Annotated in this window: 21 protein-coding genes; 12 read left to right on the top strand and 9 right to left on the bottom strand. The window is 62.9% G+C overall.

Annotation, left to right across the window (positions count from 1 at the left end; genetic code table 11):
- The 4 genes from trmD to rpsP form a co-directional block, all read right to left on the bottom strand.
- Positions 1 to 825 carry a tRNA (guanosine(37)-N1)-methyltransferase TrmD gene (gene trmD, locus EHF33_RS13345; protein WP_241191181.1) on the bottom strand — a complete coding sequence of 275 codons (825 nt, stop codon included), beginning with the start codon at positions 823 to 825 and terminating at the stop codon, positions 1 to 3.
- Positions 818 to 1,384, bottom strand: coding sequence for a ribosome maturation factor RimM (gene rimM / locus EHF33_RS13340; RefSeq protein ID WP_124872476.1), 567 nt, complete (start codon positions 1,382 to 1,384; stop codon positions 818 to 820). The genes trmD and rimM overlap by 8 nt, the downstream gene beginning before the upstream one ends.
- A complete protein-coding gene (locus EHF33_RS13335) occupies positions 1,381 to 1,626 on the bottom strand; it encodes a KH domain-containing protein (protein ID WP_164473481.1) in 246 nt (81 codons plus the stop codon). The genes rimM and EHF33_RS13335 overlap by 4 nt, the downstream gene beginning before the upstream one ends.
- Positions 1,627 to 1,730: 104 nt before the next feature.
- Positions 1,731 to 1,976 carry a 30S ribosomal protein S16 gene (rpsP, locus tag EHF33_RS13330; RefSeq protein ID WP_124872470.1) on the bottom strand — a complete coding sequence of 82 codons (246 nt, stop codon included), beginning with the start codon at positions 1,974 to 1,976 and terminating at the stop codon, positions 1,731 to 1,733.
- A gap of 182 nt (positions 1,977 to 2,158) precedes the next feature.
- Here rpsP and EHF33_RS13325 point away from each other — a divergent pair, with 182 nt between their 5' ends.
- Positions 2,159 to 3,007 (top strand): sulfurtransferase, encoded by an 849-nt coding sequence (locus EHF33_RS13325; RefSeq protein WP_124872467.1) that lies wholly within the window; start codon positions 2,159 to 2,161, stop codon positions 3,005 to 3,007.
- Here EHF33_RS13325 and EHF33_RS13320 read toward each other — a convergent pair.
- Positions 3,004 to 3,441 (bottom strand): acyl-CoA thioesterase, encoded by a 438-nt coding sequence (locus EHF33_RS13320; RefSeq protein ID WP_124872464.1) that lies wholly within the window; start codon positions 3,439 to 3,441, stop codon positions 3,004 to 3,006. The genes EHF33_RS13325 and EHF33_RS13320 overlap by 4 nt on opposite strands.
- Before the next feature lie 121 nt (positions 3,442 to 3,562).
- On the opposite strand from EHF33_RS13320, the gene EHF33_RS13315 reads away from it, so the two are divergent.
- The 7 genes from EHF33_RS13315 (at position 3,563) to EHF33_RS13285 (ending at position 11,125) form a co-directional block, all read left to right on the top strand.
- Positions 3,563 to 4,507: a peptidoglycan-binding domain-containing protein gene (locus tag EHF33_RS13315; RefSeq protein WP_241191180.1), complete on the top strand. Its 945-nt coding sequence runs from the start codon at positions 3,563 to 3,565 to the stop codon at positions 4,505 to 4,507.
- 38 nt (positions 4,508 to 4,545) lie between these two features.
- Positions 4,546 to 5,286 (top strand): FAD-dependent oxidoreductase, encoded by a 741-nt coding sequence (locus tag EHF33_RS13310; RefSeq protein ID WP_124872460.1) that lies wholly within the window; start codon positions 4,546 to 4,548, stop codon positions 5,284 to 5,286.
- Entirely contained in the window at positions 5,283 to 6,293 is a 1,011-nt protein-coding gene (gene trmB, locus EHF33_RS13305) for a tRNA (guanine(46)-N(7))-methyltransferase TrmB (protein WP_124872457.1), read from the top strand. Before EHF33_RS13310 ends, trmB begins: the two co-directional genes overlap by 4 nt.
- A 103-nt stretch (positions 6,294 to 6,396) precedes the next feature.
- The gene (locus EHF33_RS13300) at positions 6,397 to 6,807 is read left to right on the top strand and encodes a hypothetical protein (protein WP_124872455.1); all 411 of its coding nucleotides are present in this window, start codon (positions 6,397 to 6,399) and stop codon (positions 6,805 to 6,807) included.
- A gap of 58 nt (positions 6,808 to 6,865) precedes the next feature.
- Positions 6,866 to 9,217, top strand: a complete 2,352-nt coding sequence (dnaX, locus tag EHF33_RS13295; RefSeq protein ID WP_124872452.1) for a DNA polymerase III subunit gamma/tau — start codon at positions 6,866 to 6,868, stop codon at positions 9,215 to 9,217.
- Between the two features lie 120 nt (positions 9,218 to 9,337).
- The gene (gene hemL / locus EHF33_RS13290) at positions 9,338 to 10,672 is read left to right on the top strand and encodes a glutamate-1-semialdehyde 2,1-aminomutase (RefSeq protein WP_124872449.1); all 1,335 of its coding nucleotides are present in this window, start codon (positions 9,338 to 9,340) and stop codon (positions 10,670 to 10,672) included.
- A 24-nt stretch (positions 10,673 to 10,696) separates the two neighbouring features.
- Positions 10,697 to 11,125, top strand: coding sequence for a CoA-binding protein (locus EHF33_RS13285; protein ID WP_124872446.1), 429 nt, complete (start codon positions 10,697 to 10,699; stop codon positions 11,123 to 11,125).
- A gap of 27 nt (positions 11,126 to 11,152) precedes the next feature.
- Here EHF33_RS13285 and EHF33_RS13280 read toward each other — a convergent pair whose 3' ends face one another.
- Complete coding sequence (locus EHF33_RS13280) at positions 11,153 to 11,827, bottom strand: NUDIX hydrolase (protein ID WP_124872443.1); 675 nt, start codon at positions 11,825 to 11,827, stop codon at positions 11,153 to 11,155.
- A gap of 83 nt (positions 11,828 to 11,910) precedes the next feature.
- Entirely contained in the window at positions 11,911 to 14,586 is a 2,676-nt protein-coding gene (locus tag EHF33_RS13275) for an amylo-alpha-1,6-glucosidase (protein ID WP_124872441.1), read from the bottom strand.
- 360 nt (positions 14,587 to 14,946) lie between these two features.
- Here EHF33_RS13275 and infC point away from each other — a divergent pair, with 360 nt between their 5' ends.
- Entirely contained in the window at positions 14,947 to 15,618 is a 672-nt protein-coding gene (infC, locus tag EHF33_RS13270) for a translation initiation factor IF-3 (RefSeq protein WP_124872439.1), read from the top strand.
- A gap of 167 nt (positions 15,619 to 15,785) precedes the next feature.
- On the top strand, positions 15,786 to 16,046 hold the full coding sequence (locus tag EHF33_RS13265) for a glutaredoxin family protein (protein ID WP_124872436.1): 261 nt from the start codon (positions 15,786 to 15,788) through the stop codon (positions 16,044 to 16,046).
- Positions 16,047 to 16,171: 125 nt separating this feature from the next.
- Here EHF33_RS13265 and EHF33_RS13260 read toward each other — a convergent pair whose 3' ends face one another.
- Together EHF33_RS13260 and EHF33_RS13255 are read right to left on the bottom strand one after the other, a co-directional pair.
- A complete protein-coding gene (locus EHF33_RS13260; protein WP_124872433.1) occupies positions 16,172 to 16,678 on the bottom strand; it encodes a pyridoxamine 5'-phosphate oxidase family protein in 507 nt (168 codons plus the stop codon).
- 107 nt (positions 16,679 to 16,785) lie between these two features.
- On the bottom strand, positions 16,786 to 18,081 hold the full coding sequence (locus tag EHF33_RS13255) for an MFS transporter (RefSeq protein ID WP_124872429.1): 1,296 nt from the start codon (positions 18,079 to 18,081) through the stop codon (positions 16,786 to 16,788).
- A gap of 95 nt (positions 18,082 to 18,176) precedes the next feature.
- Here EHF33_RS13255 and EHF33_RS13250 point away from each other — a divergent pair, with 95 nt between their 5' ends.
- Both EHF33_RS13250 and EHF33_RS13245 read left to right on the top strand, forming a co-directional pair.
- Positions 18,177 to 18,731, top strand: coding sequence for a P-loop NTPase family protein (locus tag EHF33_RS13250; protein WP_124872426.1), 555 nt, complete (start codon positions 18,177 to 18,179; stop codon positions 18,729 to 18,731).
- 21 nt (positions 18,732 to 18,752) lie between these two features.
- Positions 18,753 to 19,343, top strand: coding sequence for a GNAT family N-acetyltransferase (locus tag EHF33_RS13245; RefSeq protein ID WP_124872424.1), 591 nt, complete (start codon positions 18,753 to 18,755; stop codon positions 19,341 to 19,343).
- Positions 19,344 to 19,386: the final 43 nt, after the last annotated feature.

The raw sequence follows: 19,386 nt of genomic DNA, 5'->3' as shown, positions 1-19,386 counted from the left end.
TCACTCTCCCCTTTTGCGCTTCCTCTTTACTTTCGGCGGCGGAGGCGCTCCCCAAACTTCTAACTGCTCGGCGCTGACGCCCAGTGTCAGCAGCGCGGCGCTGTCGAGCGGAGTTAAGTTGGCGTGCGGCAACAAATCGGGGCGGCGTTCTAGCGTGCGCCCAAGCGCCTGATCTCGCCGCCAGCGCTCAATGGCCGCGTGGTTGCCGCTCAGGAGTTCGGGCGGTACGTCCTCGCCCTGCCAACTGACCGGGCGGGTGTACTCCGGATAGTCCAGCAGACCGCTGCTAAAGCTGTCTTGCAAGTGGCTGGCCTCGTCACCGATCACGCCTGACACCAGACGGCCCACCGCTTCCATCACGCAGGCAGCGGCGGCTTCCCCACCCATCATTACAAAGTCGCCGAGGCTCAGTTCGCGGGTGACCAGCGACTCGGTGCGGGCGTCAAAGCCCTCGTAGCGGCCACACAACAGAGCGATATGGCGCTTGCCGGCCAGTTCTTCGGCGGTGCGCTGGTCGAAGCGTGGCCCCGCCGGAGTCAACAAAATCACCTCGTCCGGCGCATCTGTACCGCTTCCTTCAGCGCTCAGAGCCTCAAGCGCCCGCGCCACCACGTCTACCCGAATGACCATGCCCGCGCCGCCGCCGTAAGGGGAGTCATCTACTTTGTTGTGTTTGTTGCCCGCGTAGCTCCGCAGATCAATCAGGCGGTAGGCCAGCAAGCCTTTGTCCCGCGCTTTGCCCAGCAGCGCTTCCTCGGTGAAGGGCCGCAGCAACTCGGGAAAAAGCGTCAGAACGCTGAAGGTGAGCTGAGGCGCGTTATTCACCGGCTCCGTCGAGCGGCTCGCCCTCTGCTTCGCTGGCTCCATCGCCCAGCAAGCCCAGCGGAGCGTCCTCGGTCAGCAGGATGCCCACGCCGGGGTTAATTTTCACGTACGGGGCTTGCAGCGGAATCAGGCCGCCGCCCCGCTGAGACTTGACCACCAGCAAATCCTGATGTCCGGCGTCCAGCACGTCCGTCACCTCGCCCAGCACCGTTCCGGCGGCGTCTTTGACCTCCAGGCCGCGCAACTGGTGGTAGTAATACTCACCTTCGGGCAGCGCAGGCAACTCGTCGTCGTGGGCATACACGGGCCGCCCACGCAACTCTGCGGCGGCGGTGCGGTCTAAAATGCCGCCCAGCGTGATGGCCGGGCCAGCCCCGTGCAGCTCGAATTTCAGCACCCGCGTCCAGCCCAGCTCCCCGATATACAGGCGCTTGAGCTTGCTGAGCTGCTGCGGCGAGCCGATCACCTGCAACTTGATGGCCCCTGCTACACCGTGCGGCCCCAGCAAAGTGCCGACCAAAGTGGTCTGCTCGGGGGCCGATTTATTCGGAGCGCTCACCGCTCGCGGCGCGGCGCGTCGAGGTCGACGCCCAGCTTGCCCTGCGAATCGGCGGCCCGCACCAGCGTGCGTATAGCGCTGATGACGCGGCCCTGCCGCCCGATCACCCGGCCTTCTTCGCCGCCCGCAACCCGCAGCATAATGGTGGGGCCGCGCACGGTGGCACGCACGGCGGCAGGTTGGTCAACGACACTTTGCGCCAAAAACAGCGCCATCTTCACGGGATCACTCATGCGCGGCATTCTAGCGCGGCGGGTCTTGCGAGGAAATGACGAAGGGGCAGGGGGAGGGGGACAATAAAAAAACCGCCCCCCAAACGGAGACGGCTTTCTCATCTGCTTAAAGTTTAGAACTTCACGCCCTGCGTCTTGAGGATGCGGCGGGCGGTGTCGGTGGCCTGTGCGCCGTTGGCCAGCCAGACTTGGGTGCGCTCCACATTGACCTTGACGTAGTTTTCGCTGGTCTTGCGGGGGTCATAGTGACCGAGGTTTTCGATGTAACCGCCGTCACGGGGGCGGCGGGCATCGGTGACCACGATGCGGTAGTGAGGGTTATGGGCCGAACCAAAGCGGGAAAGGCGAATCTTGACCATGTTATTTTTATTCCTTGTAAGCGTTGAGGGTTCAACTTCCGCTTTTCTCAGCGGGCCACGCTCGTGACGTCGTTTACGCCCGTCAGCAGCCAGCCGGAGCGCACCGCAGAAGTGTATCAGAGAAGGAGGCCGATGAGCAAATAAAGTGGGCCTTTCCGGTGGGGTGACTTAAACTTAAACTTATGCCCTCACCTCTCATCAGCGCCGCCGATTTCGTCAAGCAGCTTGATCACCCCATGTTGCGCGTTCTGGACACCCGCTACGCGCTGGCCGATCCGCTGTCTGGGCGGCTGGCCTATGGGGAGAGCCACGTTCCCAGCGCCGTCTTTGCTGACTTGGAGACCGATCTCAGCGGCGAAGTGCAGCCGAGCGGCGCGGGGGGCCGTCACCCTCTGCCCGACCCCCAAACGCTGGCCGATTGGCTGGGCAAGCAGGGCATCGGTGACGAGCATCAGGTGGTGATCTACGACGATCCCAGCACCGGGCAAGGCTTTTACGCCGCCCACGCCTGGTGGCTGCTGCGCTGGCTGGGCCACATCAAAGTGCAGGTGCTGGACGGTGGCTGGCCCGCTTATCTGGCGGCGGGCGGAGAGGTCAGTACCGAAGAACCCGCCCACGTTCAGGCCACCTTCACCCCCGACGTGCAGCAAGGCTGGCTGGCCAGTGCGGACGAGGTAGCCTCGCTACCCCAATCCGTGACCTTGATCGATTCCCGCGCCGCTGCCCGCTACCGGGGCGACACCGAGCCGATGGATAAAAAAGCCGGGCACATTCCGGGGGCCACCAACCGGGACTGGGCCAGCAGCCTGAGCGCTGACGGCACTTTCAAAGCGCTGGACGAACAGGCGGAGCGCTTTCCGGCGGGCGAGGTGGTGCTGTACTGCGGCAGCGGGGTGTCGGCGGCAGGCAACTTGCTGGCTCTGGCCGTAGCAGGACGCGAACCGGGGCCGGGCGTGCGCCTCTACGCCGGATCGTGGAGCGACTGGGTCAGCGACGACACGCGGGCAGTGGCGACAGGAGAAGAAAGCTAGACGACCAATAAGCCCTCCAGCACCCGCCGCAGCTCTCCCGAAACTTCAAGTGGGCGGCGGGTTTGGCGGTCTACGTAGACGTGAACGAAATGCGCTGCCGCCGCTGCCATGTCCTCGCCTTCCCTGAACACGGCCAGCTCGTAGCGAACGCTGCTGCGGCCCAGTTTGGCGACCTTCAGGCCCACGCTGAGCGGTTCGGGAAAGGCCAGCGGCGCAAAGTAGACGCAGCCAGTTTCCACGACCAAGCCGATCACATCTCCGGCATGAATGTCCAGTACGCCCGCTTGGATGAGATAGGTGTTGACCGCCGTATCGAAGTAGGTGTAATAAGCGGCGTTGTTGACGTGGCCGTAGAGGTCGTTGTCGGCCCAGCGGGTTTGCAGCGGTACAGAGACTGGGTATTCGGCGCGGGTCGGCGGCGGGCGGGGAGGCATGCCTCAAGTGTAGAGCGCCGCCGAGCACCAAGACGCCTGACAGCCACGTGAGAAAACTGCCGAGACGCCGAGCGCTTTCCTTTGCACTGTAAACATACCGGCGCGTGATAAAGATTGAGCTATGAAACACTTTGCCGCCCCCGTGATGCTTGTTCTCAGCTTGCTGCTGGCCGGGGCTAGGCCGGCGGCTTTGGCCAGCAACGTCACCCCTACCGCCACCACGTCCGCGCCCACGGCTTCCGATCCTCTTGCAGTGGGGACAGTGCCGACGCCTTCTGACATCAACGCGGCGGCGCTGCGGGTGGCTCAGGCTTTTGACGGCGTGCTGCGAAACTGCCCGGCGGCTTACGGAACCATCGGCACGCCCGACAAGCGCTGTGTGGGCGTGCAGGGCGACGTGGAAACGGTGCGCTCCTCTATCAGCTCGGCGCTGGGCAGCGACCTCTACGGCGTGTGGCGCAGCCGCGACGATCAGCGCACGGTGTTCAACTGGGTCAAGATGCCCAGCGGCACCGTGTATTTGCGGGTGGCCAGCGACGAGAGCAACAAAGACCGCAGCCTCATTTATCTGGACGCTCCCACTGTGGCCGCTTCCGCCGTGACCACGCCGACACCTGCGGCCAAGCCCGCCACCACCATCACCAAGCCTGCGCCCACTACTACGCCAGCATCAACGCCTGCCACTCCACCGGCCACCGCAACGCCAGCGCCCAAGACTGGCACTTTTCAGGCCGCCTCGCCCAACGCCGCTGGTACGACAGCGAAGAAAACGCCGCCCCAAACTGCGTCAAAGAGCCCCGTGACAGTGCCGTTCAGCCGCAGCCTCCAACTTAAAACGCCGCGTCTTTCCGGCCCCGACGTGCTGGCTGCTCAAAACCGCCTCATCGCCCTGACTTTAGGCGGCAAAGGCGGCGTGGGCGACGGTTGGTACGGGCCCAACACCAGCAAAGCCGTCAGCGACTTTCAAACGGCCAATGCTCTCAAAGCCAGCGGCGTCCTCGATAAAGCCACCTGGGACGCGCTCTTTTCGCCGGACGCCAAAAAGTTTAAGGCGGCAGGGAAGTAGGGCCAAAGCGCTCAGCGATGCGCTAAACTCCCTGTTTGATGTTCAAGTCTTCCTCTCCTCCCCGCAGTCAGCCGCAGCCGGGGCACCTCTACGACGTGGCCGTCATCGGCGCGGGGCTGGCCGGCTGCGAGCTGGCCTGGCGACTCGCCCGCGCCGGTCAGGACGTGCTGCTCGTTTCGCAGGCGCTCGACCATCTGGGCAACCTGTATCAGCCGGACGTATCAGGCGCTGAATTTCCCGCTGACAGCGTATTCACCCAAGTCAAAAGTGCCATTGCCCCCCAGACCGACGGCTGGATCTTCCACCGCCACCTCAAAGCCGAACTGGAAGGCACGGCAGGCATCCACCTGTTGCAGTCGTGCGTCACAGCACTGAACGAAGAGGACGCCGAAATCAATCTTTCAACGTGGGAAGGCCCGCCACTCCGCGCCAAAATGGTGGTGCTGGCGGTGGGCGCGTTCCTGAAAGGCCGCTTGCTGATCGGTGACACGATGGAAGATGCGGGGCGGCTGAGCGAGGTAGCTTACGACTTTTTGTCCGAAGACTTGGCGGCGCACGGCCTATATTTGACTTACGGTTCGGGCGAAGTGCTGCCGCAAGCCGGCGCAGTGGAATACGAAGTCCGCTTTCAGGTGCTGGCCCCCGGCGAACTGGACGGCTTCAAGGTGAGCCGGCTGGACAATGTCTATGCGCTGGGCCGCTGCACGCCGGGTCAGCACACCTACGCCTCGGTGCTGGAGGACGCGGCAGCTTTGGCCCGTCAGTTGGGATCAGCATGATTTACCGCCTCGGCGAGTTCCATTTTCCAGACGCTGTTGCCCGCCTCTATCCCGACACTGCCGAGCGGCCCTGGGCACTGGAAATCGGCTTCGGCGACGGCCGGTTCTGGCCGCAGTACGCTCAAACTTTCGGTGCGGCTCCCAATTACCTCGGCGTAGAACTCAGCGGCGTGAGTTTGCTCAAAGCGGCGCGGCGGCTGACTCAGGCGGGGCTGAGCAATGCCCACCTGACCAAGCTGCCCGCCACTCCGCTGCTGCGCGAGGTGGTGCCAGCCGGAGCGCTGAGTCAGATCATCGTCAACTTTCCCGATCCCTGGCCCAAAGCCGAACACGAGGATCACCGCTTGCTGAGGGCCGACTTTTTCCGGCTCGCGGCAAGCCGCTTGCAAGTCGGCGGCGCAGTGCTGCTGACCACCGATCACGACGAGTATTTTGACTTTGCTTGCCACGAAGCCGAGAAAAGCGGTGTGATGCGCGTTGAGCGGGCCGAGGCTCCCGCCGCCGCCGCGCACACCAAATACGCCCTCAAGTGGCAGGGGCTCGGCCTCAGCGCCCAGCACGCCCGCTTCGTGGCCACCAGTCAGCCGGATTATCCTCACACTGACATTCAACCCTTCCCGCAAGATATAGCCGACCATTTGGAGGACACCCGCGTGCCACACGCCATTTTAGAGCGCTTGCCCGCAACACTGACCTTCGACGACCTGTTTGCCCACTTTCAGCGCCAAACGCAGCGCGGGACTGGAACTGAGCCGTATACGGTGGTGCTGCTGGACGCTTACCGCAGTCTGCGACGCGACGAATTTACCGTGCTGGCGCATGTGGTGGAAGGCGAACTGACCCAGGAAGTCTTGGTCAACGTAACCCAGCGTGAGGGCGGCACGGTCTTGGTGCGGCTCGGCAAATTCGGCGGCCCGATCATCACCCCAGCGGTCAAGGCGGCGGTGGGCACCCTGACCGATTGGCTGGTCTCGCAGGGCGCGAAGGTGCAGCACTTGGGATACTGAATCGCCACGCGCCTTTCAGTTGAAGGCAGATTCGGTTATGCTGATTCTGTGATGAGCTTAGAACTGGTTTTTCCCCTTTTGCCTGACGCTCCGGTGGGGCCGCATGACTGACTTGGAAGCGGGCGGTGCGGCCAAGCCCAAGCGGGCCAGCAAACCGCGTCAAAAAAAGGCCGTGTCGGTGACCGTGATGACGCCGACCACAGGCGGCTTGACCGCCACCAACACCGCCTCAGCAGTGTCCCCCACCGCCGCCAAGCCCAGTCCGCTCCAAGGCGCTTCCAAATCGCCCGCTTCCAAAAGGAGCGCTCCCCGCGCCGCCGCTCGGCCCACCAAGTTCCGCGCCGCTGGCCCTCACCTCAATGACTGGCTCAGCTTCATTTTGCTGGCGCTGCTGATTGTGGGCGCAGTCAGCGTTTATCAGTGGCGCGGCGAGGCGGCCAAGCTGCCCGCCGCCGGTCAGACGCCGCCGCCTCAAATGACAACGCCCCAAACAGCGGGCCAACCACGCCTGTGAGGCCACACCCTGCCCTCCCTCACTGCGCCGCTGCTGAGCTGAGCCGTAAACTGAAGCCGTGAGCGCCATTTATCAGCGGGCAAGGCCCATCAACTGGGAACAGGTGGTAGGCCAAGAACATGTCAAAGATGTGCTGCGCTCGGCGCTGGAAGCGGGCCGGGTCGGTCACGCCTACCTATTCTCGGGGCCGCGCGGCGTGGGCAAAACCACCACCGCCCGCTTGATTGCCATGACCGCCAATTGCCAGGCCCCCGGCAAAAAGCCCTGCGGCGAGTGCGAAAGCTGCCTGAGCGTGCGGGCGGGCAGCCATCCGGACGTGCTGGAAATTGACGCCGCCAGCAACAATAGCGTGGACGACGTGCGCGACCTGCGCGAGAAAGTGGGACTGTCGGCCATGCGCGGCGGCAAAAAAATCTACATCCTCGACGAAGCGCACATGATGTCGCGGGCCGCCTTCAATGCGCTGCTTAAAACGTTGGAGGAGCCGCCCGAGCACGTCATTTTCATTCTGGCGACCACCGAGCCGGAAAAGATCATCCCCACCATCTTGTCGCGCTGCCAGCATTACCGTTTTCGGCGGCTGACGGCGGCTGAGATCGCTGGAAAGCTGGCCGGACTCGTCACCGAGGAAGGAGCGCAGGCCGAACCGGAAGCGCTCAACCTGATGGGCCGCCTCGCCGACGGAGCCATGCGCGACGGCGAGAGCCTGCTGGAGCGGATGCTGGCGGCCGGTCAGATGATCACCCGCAGCGGCGTGGAAGCCGCGCTGGGTTTGCCACCGTCCGAACGGGTACGCCAAATGGCCGCCGCGCTGGTCAACTTGGACGCTGGGACGCTGCTGGAGGGCGCGGCACAGCTCTACCGCGACGGCTACGCTGCCCGCACGGTGGTGGAAGGCCTGGTGTCGGCGCTGAGCGAAGCGCTTCACGCCGAGCTGGGCCTGGAGGGCGAGAAGCTAGAGGGGGCCGAGGTGCCACGCCTACTGAGGCTGCAAGCCGCGCTGGACGCCCAGGAAGCCCGTTTCAGTCGCGGAGCCGATCAGCTCAGCTTAGAGTTGGCGCTGACCCACGCGCTGATCGCTGGAGAGGGGAGCGGCAGTAACAGTCCAGCGCCTCGGCAAACCCAAAACGGAGTGGCAAGTTCTGCGGCTGGCCTGAGTGCCGCCGACGCCGCCCGCCTGTCCAAGCTGGAGCAGGAAGTCAGGGCGCTCAAAGCGCAGAAGATAGATAGCTCTATTAGAGAAACAATCCCACCTCCGACGAACAATGAAATCATCCATGATAAAGAGCGGAAGAGTACTAACCTTCAAGAAACTCCAGCGAGAAATGTCTCAAAGAGTCGCCCAACTTGGGCTGAAATTTTAGAAGTTATTGTCAAGAAGGGGGGCCAGCAGTACAGAGCTTTTCTACGCGAGGGCCGTTTCGAGGATCAAGGAAATAAAATCCTCCTGATATTTGATAGAGCAGACGCAAAAGGCAAACCTCTAAACAAATTTCACGGAGACGGTGTAATTAGAAATTTTGATGAAATATCAAAAATCATTCAGGAAATGATGGGCGGAGTAAGTGTCGAAGTAGTGTCATTTGGCGAAAGGAAAGTCAAATTCCTGACCAATAATCTCGCCTCACCTCCTACCGTGGACAAAGTAGTCACTGAAGAGAAATTCGCAAATATAGTAAACAACCTTTCGGTAGACGACATCCCCGACTTCGCGCCGACTGGACGCCGCAACGCTCCGGCCAGCGCCCGCAGCGCCACCGCCACGCTGCCGCCGCCTGAGCAGGCCGTTGAACAGCCAGCCGTGGAACAGGCCGCTCCCGATGGAATGGATCTGCCTGACTTCGAACCGAGCGCCCGCCCGCCTCGCCCGACACCTGCGAGGCCCGACCCGGTTCGGCCTGCTCCTTTACCAATCACACCCCTGCCTGCCTCGCCCGACGACGCCGCGCCCGCCCCGCTGCCGGAGCGCCGCCCACAGGCCCAGCGCCACGCCGCCGACCCGGTGGCCGCTCCTGGTCAGCGCCCAATACCGCCGCCAACCAATCATGAGCGCGAGCTGTATATTCCACTTGAGGTGAGTCAAGAACCCGACTGGGACGACCTCGGCGGGCCGGTGGAACTGAGCGCCACGCCGCCGGGAACACCTCAGCAAAGGGCCACGCCCCCGCCCGCCGCCCAAACGCCAGCCGTTCAAGCGCCGGCTCCCCCGAACCGTGCCGCGCCTGCCAAAGCCGCCAATGGCCCCGCCGGAGACGTGCGGGCACATCCCAATTATCTAGAAGTCACGCGCCTGTTTTCGGGACGGGTCAAGGAGATCGGCAAAGTCAAAAAGCGGGCGGTGGCCGAAGCGGAAGACGGTGCGCCCGAAGAAGAAGTGGCAGACGATGTGGACGGCGCGGCGCAGGCCTAAATTGCGGCTCTCTTCATCTAAGCTTATCTGCGCCGAGTCTGTGGGCTTCTCGCTCTTCACCGCTCGCTCGGCGGCGTAACGTGAAGCCATGAATTTGCTTCTCACCCGCCGGAGCGCCCTTTGACCGCCGCGCCCACTCTGCCCAGCGTTCCCGTCTCTGAAGCTCTCTTTGAGCGTGCCCAAAAAGTCATTCCCGGCGGCGTCAATTCGCCGGTGCGGGCCTTCAAATCGGTGGGCGGAACCCCACGCTTTATTGCCCGCGCCGATGGCCCCCGCCTGACCGACGCCGACGGAAAGCAGTATTTGGATTACATCGGCTCGTGGGGGCCGATGATTTTGGGCCACAACCATCCTGCCGTGCGGGAAGCGGTGGCCGCAGCGCTCCAAGACGGCACCAGTTTCGGTGCGCCCAACGAGCGCGAGGTGCTCCTGGCCGAACTCGTCACCCGCATCACCGGAGTGGACAAGGTGAGATTCGTCAGCAGCGGCACCGAGGCGACCATGAGCGCCCTGCGGCTGGCACGCGGTTTTACCGGCAGGAGTGACGCCGCCAGGAAGTACACCCTCAAATTCAGGGGAAATTATCACGGCCACGCCGACGCCCTCCTCGTGGAAGCAGGCAGTGGGCTGATGACCAACGCCGATCAGCTCGGTCAGGCCGCGCCCAGCAGCGCCGGAGTGCCGCCGGAATACGCCTCGCTGACCTTGGTGGCCGATTACAACGACCCAGCAGGCTTGGACACCATCATGCGTGAGCGCGGTCATGAAATCGCCGCCGTCATCTTTGAGCCGGTGGTGGGTAACGCGGGCGTGCTGATTCCCAGCGCCGACTTTGTGGCCGCGCTCAACCGCGTCCGCGAATCTGGGGCGCTGCTGGTGGCCGACGAAGTGATGACCGGCTTTCGGCTCTCGCTCAGGGGCGCGTCGGGGCTATTGGGCCTGAAACCCGATTTGTACTGCTGGGGAAAAATCATCGGCGGCGGCTTACCGGTAGGCGCTTACGGCGGACGCACCGAGATCATGGATTTCGTGTCTCCGGTGGGGCCGGTTTACCAAGCCGGAACCCTTAGCGGCAACCCGCTGGCCATGGCGGCGGGGCTGGCGACGCTCGGCGAACTTGAGCGCGACCCCGAAATCTATCAGCGGCTTGAGCGCTACACCGCCGCGCTGGGCTCAGGGCTGCGCGACCTCGCCGGGCAGGCGGGCCTGCCGCTGACGGTCAATCAAATCGGGAGCATGCTCACGGCTTTCTTTTTGGAAGGCGAAGTGCGAGATTACGGCCAAGCGGCGCGGGCCGACACCGCCGCCTTCGGCAAATGGTTTCAGGCGCTGCTCTCAGGCGGCGTCTACTGGGCACCCTCACAGTTTGAAAGCATCTTCGTTTCGGCGGCCCACACCCCTACCGATTTAGACTTCACGCTCAGCGCCGCGCAGCACGCCTTTGCACAGCTCTAATTCTCTCAGCACCAAGGAGCCAAGATGACCATCCTGACTGATCCCAAAGCCATTGTGCGCGTGCTAGAAGACAGCAAATCGGTGGCCGTCATCGGCTACCACGCCGACAGCGCCAAGCCGGCCCACTACGTGCCGGAATACTTGGAGCGCCAAGGCTACAAAGTCTACGGCGTCAATCCGGCGCTGGCCTCGCGCCAGGCCAAGGCCTTCGGGCATCCGGTGGTCAGCAGCTTGACGGAGCTGAGCGTGCCCGTCGACGTGGTGGAAATCTTTCGCCGCAGCGACAAGGTGCGCGACCACCTGCCGGAAATTCTGGCCATGAATCCGCTGCCCAAGGTGGTTTGGCTGCAACTCGGCATCAAAGACGACGCGGTGGCCGCCGAACTGAGTGCCAACGGCATCGAGGTCATTCAAGACCGCTGTATGCTCTCGGATCACCGGCAGTATTTGTAAAGACATTTGTAGGGGAGCCGACTCTCCCTACAGCAGCCCGGTGCGCGTTCCCTTGGCCCGCTTGTACAGTTGAGCGGGCCGCCCCACGCCGCTGCGGCGCTCACCGCTGGGCGTCAAAATGCCCTGCGCCAGCAAGCGCTTGCGGAAGTTGCGCTTGTCGAGTGCCCGATCCAAAATCGCTTCGTAGACGCCTTGCAATTCGGGCAGGGTAAAGGTTTCGGCCAAAAATTCCAGCGCCAAATTGGCGTACTCCAGCCGCAATTGCAGGCGCTTGATGGCCCGCCCCAAGATCACCGCGTGGTCAAAAGCCAGCGGCGGCGGCGCGTGGGCGGGAAACCAATCGGCGTGAAGGGTGGTGGCTCCGCCCATCACATGCACCGTGCCGTACGGCAACACCGCCAAGTGCGCCACGCTGACGATACGCCCGCGTGGATCGCGGCCGATCGCGCCGAACGTATAAAACTGCTCGAGGTGGCGCGGCTCCAGTTCGATGCTGGTTTCGTCGCGCAGCTCTCTGAGGGCGGCTTCGTGCAGTTCTTCGCCGACATGCACGAAGCCGCCGGGCAGCGCCCAAGTTTGCAGGTGCGGCAGCGTGGCCCGCTCGATCAGCAGAGCGTGAAGCTTGCCCTCGTGAATAGCGAACGCAGCGACGTCCACCGCTAAGCCCACTTGGGTGGCCTGCGGCGGCAAACTCAGCGTCATCGTGCAACCGGAATAAGTGTAGCCATGACACCTTCACTTTAGACGCCTCAGTGCGGCGCGTCAAACGGGCAAGGCACAAACGCTCAAGTCAGTGGCTCGATCACGTCGGGGTCTTCCACGCTCATCGCAGGGTTAGGCTGGATGGGCTTGCCTGTAGAGCGCTCTTTCGGCGGCTCGACTGGCGGCAGATGAAAGCTGGTCAAGTCGGGCATCTCTAGGAAGTCGGTCAGGCTTTTGAGCTCGCTCAGTTGCGCTTCGTCCAGCGTCGGCGAGGTGACGGAGCTGACGGCGTCTCTTTTGGTTTGCTTTTTACCCGGCTGGACTTTACTGGGTTGAACTTTGCTGGTTTGGACTTTACTGGGCTGCTTCTCTCCGTCAGCTTCGGTGCTGCCACGTTTGCGTTTACTCGGAGCAACTTCACCTTGAGCCGCCTGTGCTGGACTGTCTAGGCTAGGCATAGGGAAATCTTCTCCGGCAAGAGAGAGGGGGCCGGAGACGTCAGATGCCCGAAGTTCCGGCAACGGCCCCGCCACCGACGCCATATTGATCAGGCCGCCGCTGAGGCTCACCGATCCGAAAGTGGAACCGCCAATCAAATCGCTCGGCGGCGGCGCAACCGGTTGGCTTTTGGCACCGCCGCGCACGGGACGGGCCACGCGGGGCGTCGGTTGGGGTGTTCCGGGGAGCTCAGCTTGTTCAGGACTCGGCACGGCATCTTCGGCCGGCTGGATGCTCAGCCCCCTTGGAAGGCTCAGGGCCTGCTCGGCCAAGCTCACAGCGATGTGGGCCCGCAGCACCTCGGCCACGCTCCAAGCCTGGAAAGGGCAGCCCGCCGGAGCCAGATCGTCAGGACTGATCACCTCGCTGACCGAACCCAGCCCGGCTTCCCAAAGGTGGCCGAGCAAGCCTGAGAGCGCGGCGCGGGCCTCGGCGACCTGGCCCTGGCGCAGCAGGAGGTCGGTGTACGCACCCATTAGCCAAGGCCAGACGGTGCCCTGATGGTAAGCAGCGTCGCGCACCAAGCGGTCGCCGCCGTAGTGGCTGACGTATTCGGGGTCAAGCGGGCTGAGCGTCCGCAGGCCCAGCGGGGTGAGGAGCTCACGGCTGCAAGCGTCCAACACCGTGCAAATCTGCGACGAGGTGGCCGGTGTATCCGGCAAAGCCAGCGCGATCAGGGCATTGGGCCGGAGTTGGGCGTTGGCTCCGGCCCGGCCCAAAAAGTCGTAGAGGCAGCCGGTCTTGGGATTCCAGAACGCCGAGAATGAGGACTGAGCCGCCCCCAGCACCTCGCCGAAGTGGGGCAGCTCTCCCAGTATCCGGCTCAGGCGCGTCTCGGCACTGAGCGCCGAAATCCACAGCGCCTGAATTTCCACCGGCTTGCCGTGACGCGGCGTGACCACCCAGTCGTGAATTTTGACGTCCATCCAGGTCAGCTGCGCTCCGGGTTCGCCCGCGTTCAGCAGGCCGTCGTCGGCGTCCATGCCGATGCCGTAAGCGGTGCCACCCGCGTACTCGCGCAAAATGCCGCGAATGGTACTCAGGGCGATGCGGGCCAAGTTGGGATTCTGGGTGTAGTGAACCACTTTTTCCAGCGAGGTGGCCAGCCACAGCGAGCCGTCCACCGTGTTGTAGCCCGCGCCCTGCCCGTCGTCAAAGAAGTTGTTGGGAGTCAGCCCGCCGCGCAGCGACGACGAAAAGGTGTCGAGGACGCCCAGACTTTCCTCGATGCGCCCGGTGCTCAGGCTCAGCCCCGGCAAAGCGATCAAGCTGTCGCGTCCCCAATCGGCAAACCAAGGGTAGCCCGCGATCACGCTGAGATTCTGGGTGCTGCCCCGCTGCACGAAAAAGGCGTCGGCGGCCACCGCCAAAGTTGCCACCACATCGTCCGGCACGCCGCTGGCTTGCCAAGCGCTGTCCACCAGCAAGGCCCGCCGCTGGGCTTCGGTGTCGTAGGCGGCCCAGGGATCATCAATGTGAACCGGCGACCCTTCAATCACCAGCGCCAAACGGTTGAGACCGGGCCGCAGCTTGATCTCCCAGAAGTCGGCCCGCACCGCCCGGTCGGTGGCAGGTGCGCCGCGTGCCGCTTCCAAGCGGTAATACAGGCGCTGCGGCGTGGGCTGGACGGCCAACGCGCTCACTTCCGCGCCGCCGGAATACAGCCGCAGGCGGGTCTGGTGAGCCTCGCCGTGAACGCGCACCTCACTTGCCAGGCATTCGAAGCCGAGCTGCGGGGTGTCTCGGTGAACATGGTGCATGTCCCGGTCAACCAGCACGCCGCCGAGCGTGAGGCTGGCGTCCTCGCCTGCTCTGAGGTGCGGAGCCTCGATGTCATAGAGCAAAATCAGCGTGCCGGATTGCCGGGGCACCACGCTGCGCCGCCGAATCCGGACGCCCAGCGCCAGTTGTTCGCGCTCCGGCAGCAAGTCGCGCAGGGTCACGCCGCTCAATACACTGAGGCCCTGGCCCTCCAGCGTGTCAGGGGCCACCTCGAAAGCGTGCAACGCGCAGCGCTGCTCACCGACGCGCAGTTCTTCCAAAGCGGTCACGAACATCACCCGGCGATCACCCGGCGGGCGGTGAGCCACGCTCAGGCCCGAATAGCAGCGGGTCGGCACGCCAGCGGAGCTGCTGAGGGCAAAGCCGCCGAGACCATCGGGCAGCAGCACTTCACGGCTGAGATCGCGGGCGGCTTGGGGGCCGAGGCGGTAGAGATGCCTCGCGGCGGGCACAGCAGATTGAGCAGCAGAAGCGGACATGATGAAGGTCAGATTAGCGCGGATCACAAGCCGGGAAGGTTCAGAGGCGTGAATATTCTCACATCCGTTTCACATACACTGGGGGAAGCTGGGGCGAGTTGCGGTGCGCTCGGAGGCAGTCGGCAGCCATACAGGCTAGGCATATGGACGCTGACCCAAACTCGGCGGTCAAAACGCCAGCGAAAAGCAGCGTCTCCCTCTTAGCGGCTACGCCCCGCCGTGCTAAAATGACGAGTCCGCTGAATCTCACTGGCCCGAACTCGTTGGGCCGTTCCGCCAAGATTCAGCTCCAAGACAAGCCGCCCCGCTCTCCACGCAGACAGCGTAGAACGCAGCAGGGCGCGGCGGAGGTGATGCGTTATAGCGAAAGATCATAAAGTCAACGACCAGATTCGGGTTCGCCAGATTCGCCTGATTGGTGCCGAGGGTGAGCAGATCGGTATCATCGACACCAGAGAAGCTGCAACGATGGCCCGCGAGCAGAATTTAGACCTCGTGATGGTCAGTCCTCAGGCTGTGCCGCCCGTCTGCAAGTTACTCGACTATGGTCGTTTCCGCTTCGAGCAGCAGCAAAACGAGAAAGACACCCGCAAGCGGGCACGCTCGCAGGAAGTCAAGGCCATCAAGTTCCGCGTCAAAATTGACGCCAACGACTTCAAGACCAAGACCAACCATGTCAAGCGCTTTCTTGAGGAAGGCCACAAGGTCAAAGTCACGATTATGTTCCGTGGCCGCGAACGCACCCACCCCGAGTTGGGCGAGCGCATTTTGCACCGCGTCGCCGATACCCTCGCGGAGGTCGGTCAGCCAGAGAGTCCGCCCAACATGATGGGCATGGACATGAACATGATCATGATTCCCAAAGTCGGGCGCAAACCCGGTGGCGAACACGGTGACTTGGCTCCGCAGACGGACATCAGCCCCGATGTCGGCGCTGCCGAGGCCGCTGCTCAGCCCGCCGACGCGGCTGTTCAAGCTGCGCCGCAGGCCGCCGCTCCTGAGCCGGTCAGCACAGAAGCCGTCAACGTCTAAACAGCTCAAGCTGTCCTGCGTTGAAGATTGAAGTCCATCCTGCGGGGTGGGCTTTTTTGTGGCGGCGGCCGTTCATGCTCCGCTGAACAAGCGGCGGGCCGAGCCGCAGAGCCAAATTTGTAAGCCCTTACCTTACAGGTTGTGGCACGAGCCTTTACAGTGAGGGCATGATTACCGAACCCATCAAAATGTACACGACCACCTGGTGCCCCGATTGCAAGGCCGCTAAACGCGCTCTGGACAACAAAGGCCTGGCTTACACCGAAATCAATATCGAGGAAGTCGAGGACGCCGCCCAGATCGTGATGAGCGTCAACGGCGGCAAACGCAGCGTGCCCACTTTGGTTCACGGCGACACCGCCGCCAGCCTCAGCGGCTTTAGCATTGTCAAGATGAACGCCTTTCTGAGCGAAGCCGGACTGGCCTAAAGAGTCCGCCAAAAAGGCCCGTCTCCAGCGTGGAGCGGGCTTTTTTGTTGGCTCCGTCGAAACGCATCCAAAGCAAAAGCCCCCACCCCCACACAGTCGGCAGGGGCCAGAGCTTTTGCTGAGGTTTACAGCTCTACGCTGGCGCTGTCGCCGTGATTGGGCCGGCTGCCGGTCACAGCGGCTTTGGCCATTTGAAAGAGGCCCTGCAACTTGCCGTCGCTCTCCCAGTAGTGTGCGCCCTTGGCTTCCACTTTGATGAGCTGAATATCCGGATCGGTTTTGCCTTCCGGAAAGTAGGCTTTGTACATGTCGCTCCACAACTCGTCGAGCTTGGCGGCGTCCTCGATCAGCTCGGCGTCGCCGTAGAGGCTGACGTAGCCCTTGCCGGACTCGGAGTACGAGAGATTGACCTGCGGCTTTGCGGCTACGCTGCGTACCAAGTCGGATTTCTTGCTGCCGATAAACCACACGTCGCCGTCAAATTCCTGCTCTTGGGTGGTCATCGGCTGCGAGTGCATGTGTCCCGCCTCGGTGGTAAAAGCCATCATGGCAAACTTGATGCCCTTGACGAGTTTGGCAATCGTCTGGACGCCTTCTTCACGGGTCGGTTGGGCTTGGTCTGAATTGGTCATGCTTTAATTGTCACCCCAAGCCCAAAGTAAACTTTGCAAGCTGCCTCACCGGGTAAAGGCCAGCTTCAGATTTTTTAAGCTTAAAGCGGGGTGGTTTACAGCTCTGTTCAGGCTTTTGTGGCGGCCTCGGCGGAATGGGTCTTCACCGTTTCCGGCACGTTGCGAACCAGCAGCACGCCCAGCACGAAACAGGCGGCGGCGATGCCGAACACAATGGTGTAACCCAGATTGCCGCCCTGCGCGTTGCCCCAGTCGAGGAGTGCGCCCTGCGGCGTTTCGATGAGTTGTGGCCCCACGAAGGCCACATGCCAGATGCCCATATCGCGGGCGTAGCTTCTGCTGCTGGGCATGGCGTCGCTGCCCAGCGCCCAATCCACGCTGCTAAAGGCCCCGAAACCCAAGCCGAAGACCATAGCGATGGCGACCGCCACATAAAAATTCGGCGCGAACAGCAGCGCGATTGCCATCACCGCCATGACGCTGCCCGCGACATAAATCACCGGTTTGCGCCCGATCTGGTCAGAGACGCGCCCGCCGATCAGCGCGGTGACGATGGAGGCAGTAATAATCGACATCAGCAAGAGACTGGTGGCGGTGCCGGGATTTTTTTGGTGCAGAACGTCTCCGGCGTAAAACTGCAAAAACGGCTGGACGCTGTACTGTCCCAGCGCAAACAGAGCGCGGGTAATAAAGACCCACAAGAACGGCTGATAAGCGAACAGTTGGGCGATACTCATGCGCTGGCGGTGGGCCTCAGGATTGGGCTTGATCTGGGTTTCCGGTACCCCACGCAGAGTAATCATGGCGCTGATCAGCAGCACGACGCCGATAATGCCGTAGCTCAGCACGTCCGGCAATTTCAGCAGCCCGATGACGAGCGCCGCCACCCCGCCGAGCAGTTGCCCACCGGCTTGCAACATGCCCATCACGCCGCTGTAGCGCCCACGCTGCGCCACCGGCACCAGTTCCGGCACGAGGGCGCTGTAGGGCGCGGTGGCGTAGTTGTTGCCGAACTGCACCAGCAAGAAGCCGAAGACATAAATCCAAAAGCCGGTCAGCCCTTCCGTGGCGGCGGCGGCGTAGCCCATAACCGCCAGCCCCGCCAGATTGACGATCAACCCCAGCCGAATCAGCGGCAGCCGCTTGCCGATGCGGTCAGAATAACTGCCAATGATCGGCGGCAAAATGAGCGCCACCACTGCTCCAATGCCGCCCAGCAAACCCAAATACTTGCCTTTGTCGGCGTCGCCCACGAAGCGCACCACCTCGGCGGGCATGAGGATCAGCAGCAGCACCAACCACAAAAAAGCGGTGCCGAACCAAAAGGCCGAGAGTGTCCACGGGCTGGGCAGCTTGGGAGAGGAAAAGCCCGCTCCTGCCCCGGGGCCAGATGAAAGGGTCATAAAGGTAGTATGCCGCGCTGAAGTCCGGTTGAGGTCAGTCTGGGATAGGTCATTTGGCAGATGCCGCGCTGAAGTGTAAGCGGCAAGCTGACCGGATGCCTGCACTTCTCCCCTTACCCCTTCACCGCGTTCTCGTCATCGGCACGACCGGCAGCGGTAAAACCACTTTGGCCCGGCAGTTGGCAGCCCACTTGAACGTGCCGCACGCCGAGCAGGACGCTTGGAACCACCTGCCCGACTGGCAAGAAGCGCCGCTGGCTGAATTTCGGGCGCAGGTGGAGCGCTTCACGGCGCAGGAAGCCTGGGTGATGGACGGCAATTACAGCAAAGCCCAAGACATCGGCTGGGCGCGGGCCGACAATGTGGTTTGGCTGGATTACTCGGGCTGGGTAGTGTTCTGGCAACTCTTGCGGCGCACCCTGCGGCGAATGGCTAGCGACGAGGAACTCTGGAACGGCAACCGCGAAGATTGGCGCACCCTGCTCAAAAAAGACGGGATTCTGGCTTGGTTTTTTAGAACGCACTGGCGCAACCGCCGCCGGATGCCCCAAAAAATCGCCGCGTATCCACATTTGCAAGTCGTTCGGCTGAGCAGTCCAAGCGAGTGCGGGAGATGGCTGCGGGCGCTGCAAGTTGGGCCAGTCGGCTAAAGCATTCACTATCCTGAAACCATGCCCCTGTACCCTGCCCTGACCGGAACCACAGCCAATGGAGCCGCCTTCAGCTTGGCCCGCCTGCGCCGCGAAGACTTGCCGCAGATCATTGAGCCGTTTCAAAATCTGGAGCTGACCACCTACCTGCGCGGTTACGGCTTTACGGCCAGCGAGGCCGAGCAAGCCGAGTGGTTGGAATCGGCCCTCAAGAACTCGCCGTACCAAACCCTGTTCGGTATTTACGACGCCTCCGAAACCCTGATCGGCAGCGTCGCCCTGCGCGAGATTGATGACCGCAGCGGCACGGCGGAACTGGGCGTCGCCATCTACCAGCCGCGCGACTGGGGCGCGGGCTATGGCTCGGCGGCCACGCGCCTGATCTGCCAGTACGGAGCCTTTCACTTGGGCCTTTACAACATCATGCTCAAGGTGTTCGCCTTCAACGAGCGGGCCATTCGAACTTACCAAAAAATCGGCTTCCGCGAAATCGGGCGACGCACGGGCGCAGTGCGGCTGGGCAGGGAGCGCTTCGACGAGGTGTACATGGAACTGCTGACGGACGGGCTGGACACCAGCGAACTCAGGGGGCAGCTTCGGCAGATGCAGTAAACGACCAACCAAAACACGCGCCCCAGCCGAATGAAGGTCTGGG

This window comes from Deinococcus psychrotolerans, assembly GCF_003860465.1.
Classification (GTDB): Bacteria; Deinococcota; Deinococci; order Deinococcales; family Deinococcaceae; genus Deinococcus; species Deinococcus psychrotolerans.
Note: the sequence above shows the minus strand (reverse complement) of the source record. Positions and strands in the feature narration are given on the sequence as shown.

What these genes read in the sequence shown, in the direction of transcription:
- EHF33_RS13335 (WP_164473481.1), bottom strand. Translation starts at nt 1,626, where the DNA reads ATGCCGCGCATGAGTGATCCCGTGAAGATGGCGCTGTTTTTGGCGCAA.
- rpsP (WP_124872470.1), bottom strand. Translation starts at nt 1,976, where the DNA reads ATGGTCAAGATTCGCCTTTCCCGCTTTGGTTCGGCCCATAACCCTCAC.
- EHF33_RS13325 (WP_124872467.1), top strand. Translation starts at nt 2,159, where the DNA reads ATGCCCTCACCTCTCATCAGCGCCGCCGATTTCGTCAAGCAGCTTGAT.
- EHF33_RS13320 (WP_124872464.1), bottom strand. Translation starts at nt 3,441, where the DNA reads ATGCCTCCCCGCCCGCCGCCGACCCGCGCCGAATACCCAGTCTCTGTA.
- EHF33_RS13315 (WP_241191180.1), top strand. Translation starts at nt 3,563, where the DNA reads ATGAAACACTTTGCCGCCCCCGTGATGCTTGTTCTCAGCTTGCTGCTG.
- EHF33_RS13310 (WP_124872460.1), top strand. Translation starts at nt 4,546, where the DNA reads ATGTTCAAGTCTTCCTCTCCTCCCCGCAGTCAGCCGCAGCCGGGGCAC.
- trmB (WP_124872457.1), top strand. Translation starts at nt 5,283, where the DNA reads ATGATTTACCGCCTCGGCGAGTTCCATTTTCCAGACGCTGTTGCCCGC.
- EHF33_RS13300 (WP_124872455.1), top strand. Translation starts at nt 6,397, where the DNA reads ATGACTGACTTGGAAGCGGGCGGTGCGGCCAAGCCCAAGCGGGCCAGC.
- EHF33_RS13285 (WP_124872446.1), top strand. Translation starts at nt 10,697, where the DNA reads ATGACCATCCTGACTGATCCCAAAGCCATTGTGCGCGTGCTAGAAGAC.
- EHF33_RS13280 (WP_124872443.1), bottom strand. Translation starts at nt 11,827, where the DNA reads ATGACGCTGAGTTTGCCGCCGCAGGCCACCCAAGTGGGCTTAGCGGTG.
- EHF33_RS13275 (WP_124872441.1), bottom strand. Translation starts at nt 14,586, where the DNA reads ATGTCCGCTTCTGCTGCTCAATCTGCTGTGCCCGCCGCGAGGCATCTC.
- EHF33_RS13265 (WP_124872436.1), top strand. Translation starts at nt 15,786, where the DNA reads ATGATTACCGAACCCATCAAAATGTACACGACCACCTGGTGCCCCGAT.
- EHF33_RS13260 (WP_124872433.1), bottom strand. Translation starts at nt 16,678, where the DNA reads ATGACCAATTCAGACCAAGCCCAACCGACCCGTGAAGAAGGCGTCCAG.
- EHF33_RS13255 (WP_124872429.1), bottom strand. Translation starts at nt 18,081, where the DNA reads ATGACCCTTTCATCTGGCCCCGGGGCAGGAGCGGGCTTTTCCTCTCCC.
- EHF33_RS13250 (WP_124872426.1), top strand. Translation starts at nt 18,177, where the DNA reads ATGCCTGCACTTCTCCCCTTACCCCTTCACCGCGTTCTCGTCATCGGC.
- EHF33_RS13245 (WP_124872424.1), top strand. Translation starts at nt 18,753, where the DNA reads ATGCCCCTGTACCCTGCCCTGACCGGAACCACAGCCAATGGAGCCGCC.